Raw genomic sequence first — 15348 nt, 5'->3', positions numbered from 1 at the left:
ACACGTAATTAATTAAAATTACGGTAACGTTGGTAGCGTTTTTTCAAACGTTCCTCAACTGACATCTGTTTCAATTCGTCAATCTTATGGCTCAATGCATCCTTAAATTGAGTCATTGACTTTTGATCGTGCACTTCTGGAACAATTTTATCAATAACATGCATAGATAAAAGATCTTTTGGTGTTAGTTTCATTGCAGCAGCAGCTTCTTTTACCCGGCTAGAATCCTTCCAAAGAATGGTTGCATAGCCTTCGGGTGAAAGAATGGAATAGACACTATTTTCAAATGCCCATACACTGTCACCAACGGCAAGTGCAAGTGCACCGCCACTGCCACCTTCACCAACAATGATACTAATGTATGGAACCTTAAGTTTAATTCCTTGAATTAAACTTTGTGCAATCATATAACCTTGACCGTGATATTCGGCATCTACCCCAGGATAAGCACCAGGAGTATTAATCAAAGCAATAATCGGCCGATTAAATTTATTAGCTTGTTTCATTAAACGCAAGGCCTTACGGTATCCATCTGGTTCCGCAGATCCGAAGTGTCTAGCCATGTTTTGCTTCTGGTCTTGTCCCTTTTGGATGCTGACAATTGTAACCGGTTGTTTACCAATCAAACCAATTCCAGCGTAGACCGCGGGGTCATCACCATAAGCACGATCACCATGTAATTCGATAAAATCATCACAGATGCCAGCAACTAATTTTTTAATACTGATTTTCTTAGCACTTCTAGCCGCTAAAACTCGATCATAAGCAGATATTTTTTTAGTCATCGAAATCCCTCCATTAATTCCAAGCTAACAACTTAGCCAAAACTGATTTCATTTCAGAACGGTTAACAATTTTGTCTAAAAATCCGTTCTTAAGAAGCGTTTCAGCCCGTTGGAAATTCTTTGGTGGAATTTGTTGAATGGTCCTCTCGATTACTCGACGTCCGGCAAATCCAATTAAAGTATGGGGTTCACTTAATAAAATATCTCCTTGAGATGCAAAACTAGCGGTGACTCCACCAGTTGTCGGATCAGTTAATACACTTATGTATAATAATCCGTGTTGGGCATGGTCATTAACAGCTTGGGATACCTTTGCCATTTGCATCAATGAAGAAATACCTTCTTGCATTCTAGCACCACCGGAAGCGGTAAATAGGACTACTGGAAGGTGTTTTTCAGTACTTTTTTCAAATAATCTGGTAATTCGTTCACCAGTAGCAGTCCCAAGACTTCCCATGATGAAACGCCAGTCCATAACACCAATTCCACATTTTTGGCCATCAATTTCACCGATTCCAGTTAGAACCCCTTCATTTAGCCCGGTTACTTTTCTAACCTTAGCTAATTTTTGAACGTATTTAGGATCATCGAATCGTTTAGGTGCCTTCAAATCATCATCCACGGATGTAAATTCATCACAGATCATTTGAATCCTCTTTTTAGCACCAATCCGGAAACCAAAATGACAATAAGGACATTCACGGTAAGGACCTAATTCCCGACGGTAAAATGTTTTTTTACAAATTGGGCACTTGACCCAAATATGATCGGGAATTTGACTCATGCGAGCTTCTAAATCAGTTGTTTTTGAACTTTCATTCTTATTCAACTTTCTTCAACCACTCTTTCAAAAAATTCGTTTCAATGTACATATTATCAAAATTACCACTGTTGAATTGTTTATCGTTTAACAAATCATACAAGAATTGACGATTGGTCTTAACACCATCAATCTTAAATTCTTTAATGACCCGTTTCATTTTATTAACAGCTGATTTTTTATTTGGCATATGAACAATGATTTTAGCAATCATTGAATCATAATATGGTGAAATCACACTACCATCTTTAACCCCTGAATCAATTCGAACACCCTTAGTTCCAAAGGCAAAATTAGCATTTTTAATTTTACCAGGGGAAGGCATGAAATTATGAGCAGGATCTTCAGCATTGATTCGACATTCAACGGCATAACTGTTGTCTTGAATATCCGATTGCTTAAATGGTAATGGTTCACCTTCAGCAACTAAAATCTGTGCTTTAATCAATTCAACGTTAGCAACTTCTTCTGTGATGGTATGTTCAACCTGAAGTCTAGCGTTCATTTCCATAAAATAGAAATGGTTATTTTTCATCAAAAATTCGAAGGTACCTGTGTTTTCATAGCCAATTTCTTTAACTGCATGACTAATTAATTCACCCATGTGTTTTCTTTGTTCAGGACTAACTGCTGAGCAAGGACTTTCCTCCAAAACTTTTTGATGGTTTCTTTGAAGCGAACAATCACGTTCTGGAAAATAAACGGCATGTCCAAATTGATCAGCAATAAATTGCATTTCAACGTGTTTAGCATGGCTTAGATCTTTTTCCATGTATAAACTGCCATCATCAAAATCAAGTTTGGCTTCTTGGTAACTAGTGTTATAGGCATTCTTTAGTTCTTCATCATTATTAGCACGACGAATTCCCTTACCACCACCACCGGCTGAAGCTTTGATCATAACTGGATAACCAATCCGATGGGCATGATTTAAAGCATCATCTAATGATTTAAGAACACCATCACTTCCTGGAATCGTCGGAACGTGATTCTTCTTCATTGTTTCCTTTGCATTGGCTTTATTCCCCATTAATTCAATGCTTCGATAATCGGGGCCGATAAATTTAATATGACAATCCGCACATAAATGGGAAAATTCAGCGTTTTCTGATAGGAAACCATATCCAGGATGAATGGCATCACATCCACTTAAGCAAGCTGTATCAATAATTGCAGCCATGTTCAAATAGGATTCACTTGGAAATGGGCCACCGATGCAATAGGCTTCATCGGCCATTTTAACGAACATACTATCTCGATCAGCAGTTGAATATACAGCAACGGCTTTAATGTTCATTTCGTGAAGTGATCTAATAATTTGAACCGCAATTTCACCACGGTTTGCAATCAAAACTTTTTTAAACATCAAATCATCCTTTATTCAATCGCAAAAATTAAATCAGCAGCAACAATTTCTTTTCCATCCCTTACAACTGATCCATGACCAACACCAATGTTATGCCTAATTTTTAGCATTTTAACCTTTAATGTTAGTTCGTCTCCCGGTTTAATACTAGATTTAAAATCAGCATGTTTAATTGCACCAAAGAAGACATTTTTACCCTTATATTTAGGCATTGAAAGTAAAGCTGAAACACCCGTCTGAGCTAATGATTCAATAATAAATGGCCTGGGCATTTCTGGATTCTTTTGACCTTCAAAAAACCATTCATTAATACTAATCAACTTTTTAGCCGTTGCGCCTTTACCAGGTTCAACACTCTCAAGTTGGTCAATCATTTGAAATGGGTAACGCTGGGGAATGTAATGTTGAATATTCAAATCCATCATTAATCCTCCTTGATATCAAAAATTGGTTGGTGGTATTGAACCATTGAACCATTCTTAACTAAGCGTTTTGAAATTGTTCCACTAACTGGACTCTTAATTTCATTATTGATTTTCATTGCTTCAATCACACAAATGGTTTCGCCTTTATCAACGTGGTCCCCGATTTTCTTAAATTCAGGTTTATGAGGATCTGGTGCAAAGTAAACGATTCCAACCATTGGAGCTTTAACCTTGCTACCTTGAGCTGAATTAATTTTAACACTTGGCTTGGGTTCTTTTGGCTTTGAGCTTGGCTTCTGATTTACTTGAACATCTGGTGTACTAGAATTAACACTAGGTGTTTCATGATAAGAAGCGTTTTTCTGTTTGCTAAAGTAAACGCTAGCGCCACTATCGCTTACTTTCATTTCAGTTAGACTGGAATGATCAAATTTATCTAATAATTTTTCAATTTCATTCTCAAGCATAAAAAATACTCCCTCATTAAAATGAGATTTTAATTTAATTAAATTGTTAATCCACCATCAACAGTAATGACTTGGCCGGTAATATAGTGATTATTAATTAAAAATTCAACGGTTTCAGCAATTTCATCTGCTTTACCAAAACGTTTCATTGGGATTTGTTTTTCCCATCTGGCGATGTTACGATCACTTAATTTATCAGTCATTGCAGTTCTAATCATCCCAGGAGCAATGGCGTTGCATCGAATGCCACGTAAACTGCCTTCCTGAGCGGTTGTTTTAGTCAAACCAACCATACCAGCTTTACTTGCGGAATAGTTTGCTTGACCCATATTACCATGAAGTCCAGCAATACTAGACATATTGATAATGCAACCAGAACGTTTCTTTTGCATTGCTTTCAATGCATACTTAGTCATATTAAAAGCACCAACTAAGTTAGTGTTAAGTACGGCTTTAAATGAATCAGATTTCATTCTAGTTAAAAGTTTATCTTGGGTGATCCCAGCATTATTAACTAAGACATCAATTTTACCAAATTGATTGATAATGCCATCAATCATTTTTTTAGCACTATCTTCACTGGAAACATCACCCACTAAAACTTCAATTGGATTTGGAAATTGGTCCTTTAAATTTTTAATTTCATCATTACTTAAATCACGGTGTGAATTAATAATGACTAAATTGTTATGATCATTAGCTAAACGTTTAGCATCAGCTAAGCCAATCCCCTTAGTAGAGCCGGTAATAAAAATAACTTTTTTATTATTTTCTGCCATAATTTAGTTCTCCCCCTAATTTTGATACAACTTCTTGAAGCGACTTTTCATCTTGAACATGGTAAGTTGGAACACCCTTAGCAGTCTTATTAGCTAATTTACTTAAAGTATGTCCTGGTCCGATTTCAATAAATGCATCGATATCTTTTGAGTCAACAGCTTTAATATCATCCATAAAATGGGTGGGATTAACTAATTGTTCAACTAAAGTATCCTTTAAATTGTCCTTTGTGAATGGTTTAACGATTGTATTACTAATTACTGGGACTTCAGGGTTATCAAAAGTTACCTTTTCAAGCCGTTTTGCTAGTTTATCACTAGCTGATTGCATCAATGGTGTATGTGAAGCCACCCTAACCTTCAATGGAATCACAATTTTCTTTTGAGCTTTCAAAGCTTTTTTAGCAGCTTTAACGCCTTCCTTGGTACCACCAATGACTGTTTGCTTAGCAGTATTAAAATTAGCTGGGTAAACACCATCAATTTCATTGCAGACTGAAGTTACTTCATCAGGAGTAGCTTTTAAAACAGCTGCCATGGAACCGGGATGGTCTTCCCCAGCTTCATCCATATACATTGAGCGATCGTGAACTAATTTTAGTCCAGATGCAAAAGATAGTGCTTCAGAACTAACCAAAGCACTATATTCGCCTAAACTTAACCCCATCATTGCTTTGGGAGTTGGCAATTGCTTACTTAAAAGTTTAGAAATTGCATAACTCATTGTTAAAATCGCAACTTGGGTATTTTTAGGATTATCAAAAGTATTATGATCTGCTAAGTTTAAATCTAAAGTCTCAGAAGCCGAATCTACAATTTGTTTGTATAAGGGTTCATTCCGATACAAATCCTGTCCCATATTCGCAAATTGTGAGCCCTGGCCCGCAAATAAATAACAAAGATTCAAATTTAAACACTCCTAGCAAATCAAATTATTTTTTAGCATCGACTAATTTTGCAACGTAATCGATTAAGTTTTGAACAGTTTCGATGTTATCATCATCATCGATTTCGATATCATATGCATCTTCTAATGCATCAGAAATTTCAAAAATGTCTAAACTATCTAAGTCTAAATCATCCTTAAATTTAGTATCAGGCTTGATTTGATCAGCCTTTACATCTGTTTGATCAGTAACAATATCCTTAATTTTGTCTAAAATTGCATTCTTGTCTGCCATAATATATATTCCTCCAAAAATTAAAATTCTAAAATAATTGTTCCGGCAGTTAATCCACCACCGAAACCTGAAAGAGCGATTATATCTCCCTTCCGTATTTTACCCTTTTTTACTAATTCGTCCAATAAAATAGGTTCGCTTGCTGCTGCCGTATTACCATAATGATTAATGTTAATTGGAAATTGATCCAATGATAACTTCAATTTTCTAGCAACAATTTGAATAATCCGACTGTTGGCTTGATGCAAAACAAAATATTTCACATCACTAGCATTAACATGAGCTTGATTTAAAGCCGTAGAAATTGATTCTGGAACTTTTCTAGTTGCAAAATCAAAAATCGCATGACCATCCATTTTGAAAAAACGGGTTTTGTCATCTCCATTTTGATTAAAACGATTATTTTCATCAAAATGCCCAGCGGTTAATGAGTTTCCTAACTGACCGTATGTCCTCAAACTAGTTGCTAAAACTTTACCATCATAAGAATCATTAGTAGCCAAAATTCCACCAGCACCATCGCCGAATAGTACTGCGGTACTCCGGTCCTTCCAATCGACTAATTTGCTCAAGACTTCTCCACCAATCAAAATTCCCTTTGAATGGTGATTAGTTTTCAAGAGTGAATTTAAAACATTCATTCCATAAACAAAGCCTGAACAAGCAGCATTAATGTCGAAAGCAACAGCATTATCAGCATTAATTGCCCCTTGAACTGCAGCTGCAGTTGAAGGGGTCTGATAATCAGATGACATTGTCCCAACAATGATGTAATCAATATCCGATGGATCAGTATTAGTATTTGATAGCAACTTGTTAGCAACTTCTACACAAAGAGAGGTTGTATCTTCATGGGTTGCAATTCGTCGCTCATGAATACCAGTTCTTCTACTAATCCAAGCGTCAGATGTATCCATAATCTGGGCCAAGTCATCATTAGTTACTATTTTATCAGGAACTGCATGCGCAGTTGATAAGATTGAGAAGTTATTCATAATATCTCCTTAGTAATTAAAGAAAACAGTCTTATTTTTCTGTTTAAGATTGTTTTACATGAAAATAATTTTGCTTTCAACTTAATGTAAGCATGAAAAAAATAATCACAATTAATTATACCTAATCATGTGGCATGATGTAAAGATTTTCTGGGAACTAAGGTAAAGTTACGCTTCTTATTATTTGTAACTAGAAAAAACTTACCTGAAATTCAATTTCAGGTAAGTTTACTTATTTTTTTCTTCTTTAATTTTTTTACGCTTAGCAATCTGTTTATTAATCCGTTTCATATTATTCAAGTCAATGAAATAAATCCAGATTCCAATCATGAAGTAAATTGCGATGAAATTAACTAAAAAAATTAAATCAAGTTTAAAATTATTGGCTGGAAAGGAGAAGACAACAACGTTAAAAATAAAAAAAGTTAAAAACGTTAAAATTGAATGAATTAAAAGCCGTTGCCAAATTTTCAATCGTTCAATCGTAAAAATTTTAGAAATTAATCCGATGAACATACAAATTGCTAGATATTGAATTGCAAAGGATTTAGTTATTACTAACCGATTGTTTAATATTGCCATCACAAAATAGACTAGCGCTCCAATCATCATCCCCAATAATCCAAATCTAATGAGTCCATATATCAATTTATTCATCATTACCACCTTAAATTTTTAATTTTTCCTTTAATTTAGGTAAATATTTTCTGCTAACGTTTGTTTTAACTCCACGATCTAAAAAAGCGGTCATATTTCCAGAAAAAGCGGCCTCCATGTAATTCAAATGGTCAATATTAATGATTGAGTTCTTAGAAATTTGGACAAACCGATCATCATTAATTTTAGCAATCATTTGTTTTAATTGACCATGCGTTTCATAATTTTGTTTCACCGCATAAATAGTTAACTTATTTTTTAAAACTTCAATTGTAATCACATCATCGAGTGATAAGAGAACGGTTCGATCATCAGCATTAATCGGTAAAATGCTGAAATGATTTTCAAAATGTTCAAGATGATTTAGGAATGAAAGAACATCAGGGGAAAGATGTTTAGCTGAAACTTGAACTTTAATTTCATGTTCAGATAAATTTTTATTTTGATGAAAATTAATTTCCAACTATAACCCCACCCTAAAATAATCAATAATTAACCGAAGATAACTTTAGATTCAATTTAAATCCTATCACGTTTAATAAGATAAAGCCGATTAAAAACACTGATAAGATGATTAATGTATGCTGCCAATCAGAAGCATAGTTCAAATTAAGCCCCATATTATTTTTAAAGGAGGTCAAAAGATGGGTTGGAACATTTTTAAAAGATTGATTGATTTGATGATTCATTAACATTCCACGGTAAAGTGATGAAACGTATGGTGTGGGAGTAAATTGAATTATATCCCGGCCTAGCCTTGGCAATACCCCTAGTGGCATGTAAACCAGAGCAAAGAATCCAGCCAGTGTCCCGATGATTGAATTGATTCCTGATAGTGATGAAACATTTTTAATCAAATTAAAGAAGATCATATCAAATGCCGTCCATATCAGACTACTTAATAACGAAATTAAAATCACAAGGGGCAAATATTGCCAATTTAAATTAACTTGATCAAATATTTTAAAAACAAGTGTCATGACAATATAAACAAACGTTTGCATTAGTGTCCCAATCACCATTGCACTGATTAGATATGATACCTGGATTGAAAATGATGAGGTGTCGGTCAAATAAATATCAGCAATCGTATGATTTTCTTTATCTTTAACCATTTGTCCGAGTGCAATTGCAACCGCGGAAACGGCAGTTGCGGATATCGTCCCACCAATTAACCATGGATCTAATAATCTAGTTGCTGATGGAATTTGGGTCCACATCTGTAACATTTGGCTTTTTAGAAAAATCAAATATAGAATAAATGAAATTAATGAAGATAGCATTGAAAAAAACACGCTGGTTCGATTACTAAAGAATAATTTTAAATTTCTTTTTACTAGGATAAACATCATCGAATCCCCTTTCCAGTTAATTTAACAAATAAATCATTCATGGTTCCGTGTTGATACTCAAAATGTTTGATCAACGGTTTTAAACTAGCAATTAAATTAATGGCATCCGAGTCGTCATCAATATTAACTTTGATTTGATGTTGATCAATAGCTTGATATTTATAATGAATTTGATGTTTTAATTGATCCATTTGATCAGACCAAAGTGTTAAAAGACTTGTGGTATATTTTAATTTTAATTTTTGAACATCACCCGAAGCTTTAATCTCACCACGATCAATGATGTAAACATAATCAGCATTTTCAGCTTCTTCTAAATAGTGGGTGGTCAATAAAATGGTTAAGCCATATTCTTTTCTTAATCGATTTAAAGTCTCCCAAATTTTATTCCTGGTCTGAATATCCAAGCCAGATGATGGTTCATCTAAAAACAATAGTTTCGGTTGGTGTAATAACGCCCTCGCAATATCGACCCTTCGCTTCTGCCCACCGGATAATGTCTTATATTTTTGATTTAAAATGAGATCAATGCCAAATAATTTAATGATTTTTTTGACGAAGGATGAATCAATTTTCTGATACAAATGAGCCCTGATATTCAAATTATCTTGAACGGATAAATTATCATCTAGGACACTATTTTGAAAAACAATCCCAATTTGATGATGATAGTTCTTTTGATTCGGTGATAACCCGTGAAGTGAAATCTTTCCGTCATCTGGCTTTAAAATTCCAACCAGCATCCCAATGGTTGTCGATTTTCCGGCACCATTGGGACCTAAAAAAGCAATTAATTCACCAGCGTTAATTTGAAAATCAATGTGATTAACGGCAACTTTATTTTTAAACTTCTTAGTAAGATTTTTAGCAACCAAAAGTGACATAAAAACAGCTCCTTAAAATATATTATTAACAATATATAATAAGAAGCTGTTTTTGTGAGTATTTTGATGACAAGTGGTAAAAATATAAATCTAAGTGGTAGCAAAGTTAAAGTGAAATTAAAGTAATGCAATCAAATTGTTCAGCATATGTAATCCAATGTCATAACGGATATCATTAAATAAAACGTAAGTTGTTGATAAAATCAAACCACCTAACAAATATGGCAATAATTCAATTCCAAATGATGTTACATGTAGCCATGCAAAAACAAATGATGAGCAAAGAATGCCAATTCCCATCGTCCATTTATTATTTAATTTTGGGAAAAGAAAACGGAAAAATAAACCGCGAAAAATTAATTCTTCGGCAATCGGTGCCACAATTACCGTTGATATAAATGATAACCAGGGTGTTTTTAGAATTTCCTGATTAATAATTTTTTGATTATCAGAATTTGGAATTAAATTTGATAAATAAATCATCAAAAACAAAATTAAAACTATAATTCCAAAAGTTAACCATTTATTTTTAATTGGCCGCAGGAAAGTAATCATTTTGGGCTGCTTATGGTAAATAAAAATTAATAGTGTAATTACACCTGCCGAAAGAATTGTTCCAATGATTCCAAAAATTAATGAATCTTGCTGTGGATTCTTAAAGTATTTTGGAAGATCATACGGTAGAGTTGCAATCTGTTCCAAAATAAGTAACCCACATAGGATCAGAATTGATAAAATTACCTTCCACGCTTTGCTTACGATTTGCATTAGCTCAATCCTTCTTTTCAAAGTTTAATTAATGCCCATTATAGCAAAAAAATAGCACCGCTATGCAGCAGTGTTATTTTGGGAATATATTTAATCAATTTTTAATCGCTAATGTGAAGAACACATGTCCCTTTCATATCACCTTTTGAAACCCGTTTTAAAGCTTCATCGGCTTTGTTCAATGGGTAAGTTGTAATCTGTGGTTTAATATTCAAACGGTCAACCAGGGTCAAGAACGTTTCACCATCATGGCGAGTATTACTTTCAACACTAGTTAATGTTTTTTCATGAAAAATATGGTCTTCATAATTCATTTTTGGAAGATCAGTCATGTGAATCCCAGCAAGTGCTAGGGTTCCACCTGGCTTAAGACTCTTCAAGGCTCCAGGTACTGCTTCACCAACTGGTGCGTAAATAATTGATGAATCGAGTGGAACCGGAGATGGATCATAGGTATTATTAACGGATGCTGCACCTAATTTCAAAGCAAATTTTTGAGCATCCTTGCCACGGGTGAAGACATGAACTTCAATCCCCTGCTTAATTGCAATTTGAGCAGTTAAATGAGCAGAGCCACCAAAGCCATAAATGCCTAAACGGCCGCCTTCTGGAATATTAGCTCTTTCGAGGGACCGGTATCCAATAATACCAGCACATAATAACGGAGCGGCATGTTCAGAATCAATACGATCTGGAATGCGATAAGCAAAGCCTTCTGGAACGGTAGCATATTCTGCATAACCACCATCATGGTCCCAGCCGGTGTATTTAGAATTAGGACATAGATTTTCGTGGCCTGAACGGCAGTATTGGCAGACACCACAAGTCCATCTTAACCATGGGATTCCAATTCGATCACCAATCTTAAACCGGTTAGCATTTTTACCATTTTGAACAACCTTACCAACAATTTGATGTCCTGGGACTAAATGTTCTTTATGAACTGGCAAGTCACCTTCTGTTACATGAAGATCAGTATGACAGATTCCACAATCTAAAATTTTAACTAACGTTTCTCCTGGTTGTGGCTTTGGAACTGGCTTCGTAACATATTTTAGTGGAAATTCTTTTCCATTAACGGGTCCCTGCTTTTCAACTTCCCAAGCTTTCATTGTTTTTGGAATATCAAATGTACTCATGAATGATTACCTCGATTCATCTCATCTATTCAAGTTTATTTTAGAAATATTAATTAGGCAAATCAAACATAAGGTTTTATTTATTAATGATCTGCTTGATTTTGGCATTTGTTAAAACCGCTGGGCTAAATAAATGATCTAACAATTTATCATTTAATAAATGTTTATCGCTAACTAATTGTTTAACTGAATAGTGGTGTTTCAAAGCAGTCTTAATTAATTTAGTGGTAGTTTCATATCCCAAGTATGGTGATAAAACCGTTGCTGTAATGGCAGATTTACTAACTTCATTTTGATCTAATTCCTTATTAACGGTGATTCCATTGATGCAGCGTTCAACTAATGTTTCAATTGCCCTGGTTAAATGTGTTTCACTAATTAAAATATCTCTGAACATAATCGGTTCAAATGCATTTAATTCTAGTTGACCAGCTTCAGCTGCCATTGTAATCGTCGTATCTTTTCCAATCACTTCAAAAGCAACCTGGTTAACTACTTCTGGAATGACCGGATTAATTTTACCGGGCATGATTGATGAGCCTGCTTGACGCTTAGGTAAATTAATTTCATTCAACCCATCCTGTGGACCACTGGTCATAAGTCTTAGGTCGTTGCTCATCTTGGATAAATTAACGGCAAGTGCTTTCATTACACTGGAGAATTCAACAAAACTATCACTATTTTGGGTTGCGTCAATCAAATTATCGGCTTGATAAAGTGATAGTCCTGTTAATTGGCTAAGGTTAGGAACAACATGAGAAGTATAGTAACTACTGGTATTAATGCCCGTTCCAATCGCAGTACCACCCAAATTAACTGATTTTAAGTCAACTTGAACTTGATTTAAGCGGTGAAGATCACGATGAAACATTGAAGCATAGGCGTTAAAACTATTACCAAAAGTAGTTGGTACGGCATCTTGCAATTGGGTTCTGCCAACTTTTAAAGCATTTTGATATTCTTTTGCCTTCGATTTTAATGCATGAATTAATTTATTAATTGCAGCGATGAGCGATGGCAATAATGATAACATCGCAATTTTGCCCGCCGTTGGATATGTATCATTCGTTGATTGGCACTGGTTAACATCATCATTTGGATGAATCTTAATATCATTACGATTTAAGCGCATTGCTAAATTAGCGATGACTTCGTTCACGTTCATATTAGTTGATGTTCCAGCACCACCTTGGATGGCCGGAACAATAAAGGCAGATCGATCATAATGATTTAATAAATGATCACAGGCTAAAATAATAGCCGCAGCTTTTTTAGTGTCGAGTGTCTTAGCATCCCGATTAGTAATTGCTGCGGCTTTTTTAATTTGAATTAAGCTTTTAATTAATACTGGTTGAACCTTTTCATTCGTAATTGGAAAGTTATAAAACGCCCTTAGTGCATGAATACCATATAAAGCCTTATCTGGAACTTCCATTTTGCCAACGCTATCTTCTTCAATTCTCATCATTATTCATCCCTTTAGTCATTTTTCATGTTATATATAGTTACATGAATTAATTAATATTATATCTACAAACCAATATAATTGCAATATAAATATAAAAAAGATACCCTAATTAAATTAAGGTATCTTTTATGTTATTTATTATAACATTATTTACTGATTAATGATTTGATTCCACTTATTAATCCATGATGATAAATGACTATTGACGAATTTATAATCAAGGGTCTTGGATACTTTGTAAGGCATACCATAAGTTTTATCAGTTGCGGAAGCACCAGACAATTTAACATTTGAGTTAACTGGCGGATCATTTAAAGTATTCATTTGAGCAACTTTAGTTTGGCTTTCTTTACTTAAACGGTAATTAATATATTTATATGCATTCTTTTCATTTTTACTATTCTTTAAAATTGAAAGCATGTCATAGTTAGCATATGTACCGTTTGGAATGGTATATTGTAGATTCTTATCGGCCTGTTTCAGCATGTTAACGTTATAATCACCAATAATTGCTACGTCAACTTGACCACTTTTAACCATATTAACTAAGTCTGGACCTTCTGAATATGTCTTATAAATGTTGGGTTTTAATGCCTTTAGTTCCTGAAATGCGCCAACACCACCATCTTTTTCAATCGGCTTATTAGCAACATCACCGGCAATTGCTAAAATCCCAGGACCTTCTGTTCCAGACATGGTTGGGATTGCAATCTTTTTTCTTAATTTACTAGACCATAATTGCTTAAATGAAGTAATTTTGCCGACTTTCTTAGGATTATACATAATTCCAATGCTATTAACTGAAAATGGAACACTATCTGTCTTTTTAGCAACGCTTTGAGCAGCAGGCGATAGTTCTTTAAAGTTTTTAATTTTTGATAAATTCAATTTCTTAAAAACATTATGCTGCATTCCAATGACAGAATTACTTTCTGATAATTCTGCAACGTCAACATTACTGTCAGGATTCTTTTCCATTTGAGTAAATCGAGAGGGATCATTACTGAATTGTGGATTAATTTTAATCCCGGATTTTTGATGAAACGGATTAAAAATATCACTCGTTCTTTGAGGAGTACTACTACCAAAAGTAGAAACAACAAGTGATTTACCACTCTGTGAACCACAGCCAACTAAAATGACAGCTAACAATAATGAAGCACCAGCAATAACTAAACCTTTGATTTTTTTCATTGCGTTTGAAACTCCTATCCTAATTATTTTAATAATGGTATTACTAATTGAGAATTTAATGACACATAGACTGAATCATTAACATCAAATTTGTCTTTATCATTTTGATCAACCTGAAGTAAACCTAAATCAGTTTGAATCATGTAACGATAAGAACCTCCCAAGAAACTAAAGTTCACCACCTTTCCATTAAATTCATTCATTTGATTGTTTTTATGCTGATGAAGATCAATTTCATTCGGACGAATCGTTAAATATTTAGGTTCATATGAATGATCAAAATCAGTATGGATGACCTGATGATTAACTTGATATTCATTATTTTCAATTTGTTTTTCAACTTTAAAGAAATTTTCATAACCAACAAAATGAGCAACAAATAAAGTTTGCGGATGATAATAAATATCTTGGGGCGTGCCAATTTGTTCAAATTTGCCATGATTCATTACGGCAACGTGATCAGAAATTGCAAAACATTCCTGTTGATCATGGGTAACAAAAATCGTTGTAATATGTAATTTTTGTTGAATACTACGAATGTCTTCACGCATTTCAACCCTTAATTTAGCATCAAGATTACTTAATGGTTCATCCATTAAGAGAACCCGTGGATTGACAACAATGGCACGTGCTAGTGAAACTCGCTGCTGCTGGCCACCTGACAATTCACTTGGAAATCTTTTGGCCAAATTAGTTAAGTTGGTTATTTCTAAAACTTGTTTAACCTTATTTTGAATTTCATGGCGGCTTAAATGACGCATTTTCAGTCCAAATGCAACGTTGCTAAAAACAGTTAAATGTGGAAATAACGCATAGCTTTGAAAAACCATCCCAAAATCACGTTTATAGACTGGTGTTCTACCGATATCGTGATTATCAACTAAAATATTCCCGTGATCAGGTTTCAATAAGCCTGCAATAATTCTCAAAGTGGTTGTTTTACCACAACCACTAGGGCCTAAAATACTGACTAACTCCCCATTTTTTACTTTCATTGATAAATCAGATAATACATCATGTTTTTTATCATACGATAATTCCAAATTTTTGATCGTTACTTCAGCCAAT

At 34.2% G+C, this 15348-nt stretch carries 18 protein-coding genes; all 18 read right to left on the bottom strand.

The genetic code is table 11. The features are described 5' to 3' along the window. Positions 1-8: 8 nt before the first annotated feature. Positions 9-785 (bottom strand): acetyl-CoA carboxylase carboxyltransferase subunit alpha, encoded by a 777-nt coding sequence (accA, locus tag WR164_RS02270; RefSeq protein WP_286135944.1) that lies wholly within the window; start codon positions 783-785, stop codon positions 9-11. A gap of 13 nt (positions 786-798) precedes the next feature. Beyond that, entirely contained in the window at positions 799-1569 is a 771-nt protein-coding gene (locus WR164_RS02265; RefSeq protein ID WP_286136883.1) for an acetyl-CoA carboxylase carboxyltransferase subunit beta, read from the bottom strand. 37 nt (positions 1570-1606) lie between these two features. Beyond that, a complete protein-coding gene (locus WR164_RS02260) occupies positions 1607-2971 on the bottom strand; it encodes an acetyl-CoA carboxylase biotin carboxylase subunit (RefSeq protein ID WP_286135943.1) in 1365 nt (454 codons plus the stop codon). 11 nt (positions 2972-2982) lie between these two features. Continuing rightward, entirely contained in the window at positions 2983-3393 is a 411-nt protein-coding gene (locus tag WR164_RS02255; protein WP_286135942.1) for a 3-hydroxyacyl-ACP dehydratase FabZ family protein, read from the bottom strand. A 2-nt stretch (positions 3394-3395) separates the two neighbouring features. Beyond that, positions 3396-3863 (bottom strand): acetyl-CoA carboxylase biotin carboxyl carrier protein, encoded by a 468-nt coding sequence (locus tag WR164_RS02250; RefSeq protein ID WP_286135941.1) that lies wholly within the window; start codon positions 3861-3863, stop codon positions 3396-3398. A gap of 38 nt (positions 3864-3901) precedes the next feature. Then, positions 3902-4642: a 3-oxoacyl-ACP reductase FabG gene (gene fabG / locus WR164_RS02245; protein WP_286135940.1), complete on the bottom strand. Its 741-nt coding sequence runs from the start codon at positions 4640-4642 to the stop codon at positions 3902-3904. Continuing rightward, on the bottom strand, positions 4629-5549 hold the full coding sequence (locus WR164_RS02240) for an ACP S-malonyltransferase (RefSeq protein ID WP_286135937.1): 921 nt from the start codon (positions 5547-5549) through the stop codon (positions 4629-4631). The genes fabG and WR164_RS02240 overlap by 14 nt, the downstream gene beginning before the upstream one ends. 25 nt (positions 5550-5574) lie before the next feature. Next, positions 5575-5823, bottom strand: a complete 249-nt coding sequence (locus tag WR164_RS02235) for an acyl carrier protein (protein ID WP_286135935.1) — start codon at positions 5821-5823, stop codon at positions 5575-5577. A 20-nt stretch (positions 5824-5843) separates the two neighbouring features. Further along, entirely contained in the window at positions 5844-6818 is a 975-nt protein-coding gene (locus tag WR164_RS02230) for a beta-ketoacyl-ACP synthase III (RefSeq protein WP_286135934.1), read from the bottom strand. A gap of 228 nt (positions 6819-7046) precedes the next feature. Next, positions 7047-7475 (bottom strand): DUF3021 family protein, encoded by a 429-nt coding sequence (locus tag WR164_RS02225; protein WP_286135933.1) that lies wholly within the window; start codon positions 7473-7475, stop codon positions 7047-7049. 10 nt (positions 7476-7485) lie between these two features. Next, entirely contained in the window at positions 7486-7938 is a 453-nt protein-coding gene (locus tag WR164_RS02220; RefSeq protein ID WP_286135932.1) for a LytTR family DNA-binding domain-containing protein, read from the bottom strand. A gap of 22 nt (positions 7939-7960) precedes the next feature. Then, the gene (locus WR164_RS02215) at positions 7961-8824 is read right to left on the bottom strand and encodes an ABC transporter permease (protein WP_286135931.1); all 864 of its coding nucleotides are present in this window, start codon (positions 8822-8824) and stop codon (positions 7961-7963) included. Further along, the gene (locus tag WR164_RS02210; RefSeq protein WP_286135930.1) at positions 8824-9711 is read right to left on the bottom strand and encodes an ABC transporter ATP-binding protein; all 888 of its coding nucleotides are present in this window, start codon (positions 9709-9711) and stop codon (positions 8824-8826) included. The genes WR164_RS02215 and WR164_RS02210 overlap by 1 nt, the downstream gene beginning before the upstream one ends. A gap of 117 nt (positions 9712-9828) precedes the next feature. Continuing rightward, entirely contained in the window at positions 9829-10479 is a 651-nt protein-coding gene (locus WR164_RS02205) for a CPBP family intramembrane glutamic endopeptidase (protein WP_286135928.1), read from the bottom strand. 101 nt (positions 10480-10580) lie between these two features. After that, positions 10581-11618, bottom strand: coding sequence for a zinc-dependent alcohol dehydrogenase family protein (locus WR164_RS02200; protein WP_286135927.1), 1038 nt, complete (start codon positions 11616-11618; stop codon positions 10581-10583). Between the two features lie 76 nt (positions 11619-11694). Beyond that, positions 11695-13083 carry an aspartate ammonia-lyase gene (locus WR164_RS02195; RefSeq protein ID WP_286135926.1) on the bottom strand — a complete coding sequence of 463 codons (1389 nt, stop codon included), beginning with the start codon at positions 13081-13083 and terminating at the stop codon, positions 11695-11697. A gap of 153 nt (positions 13084-13236) precedes the next feature. Further along, positions 13237-14280, bottom strand: a complete 1044-nt coding sequence (locus WR164_RS02190; protein WP_286135924.1) for an ABC transporter substrate-binding protein — start codon at positions 14278-14280, stop codon at positions 13237-13239. 23 nt (positions 14281-14303) lie between these two features. Continuing rightward, positions 14304-15347 (bottom strand): ABC transporter ATP-binding protein, encoded by a 1044-nt coding sequence (locus WR164_RS02185; protein ID WP_286135923.1) that lies wholly within the window; start codon positions 15345-15347, stop codon positions 14304-14306. Position 15348 lies beyond the last annotated feature (1 nt).

Origin of the sequence: Philodulcilactobacillus myokonensis (assembly GCF_027923585.1) — a bacterium.
Taxonomy (GTDB): domain Bacteria; phylum Bacillota; class Bacilli; order Lactobacillales; family Lactobacillaceae; genus Philodulcilactobacillus; species Philodulcilactobacillus myokonensis.
This window is presented reverse-complemented; position numbering and strand designations above follow the sequence as displayed.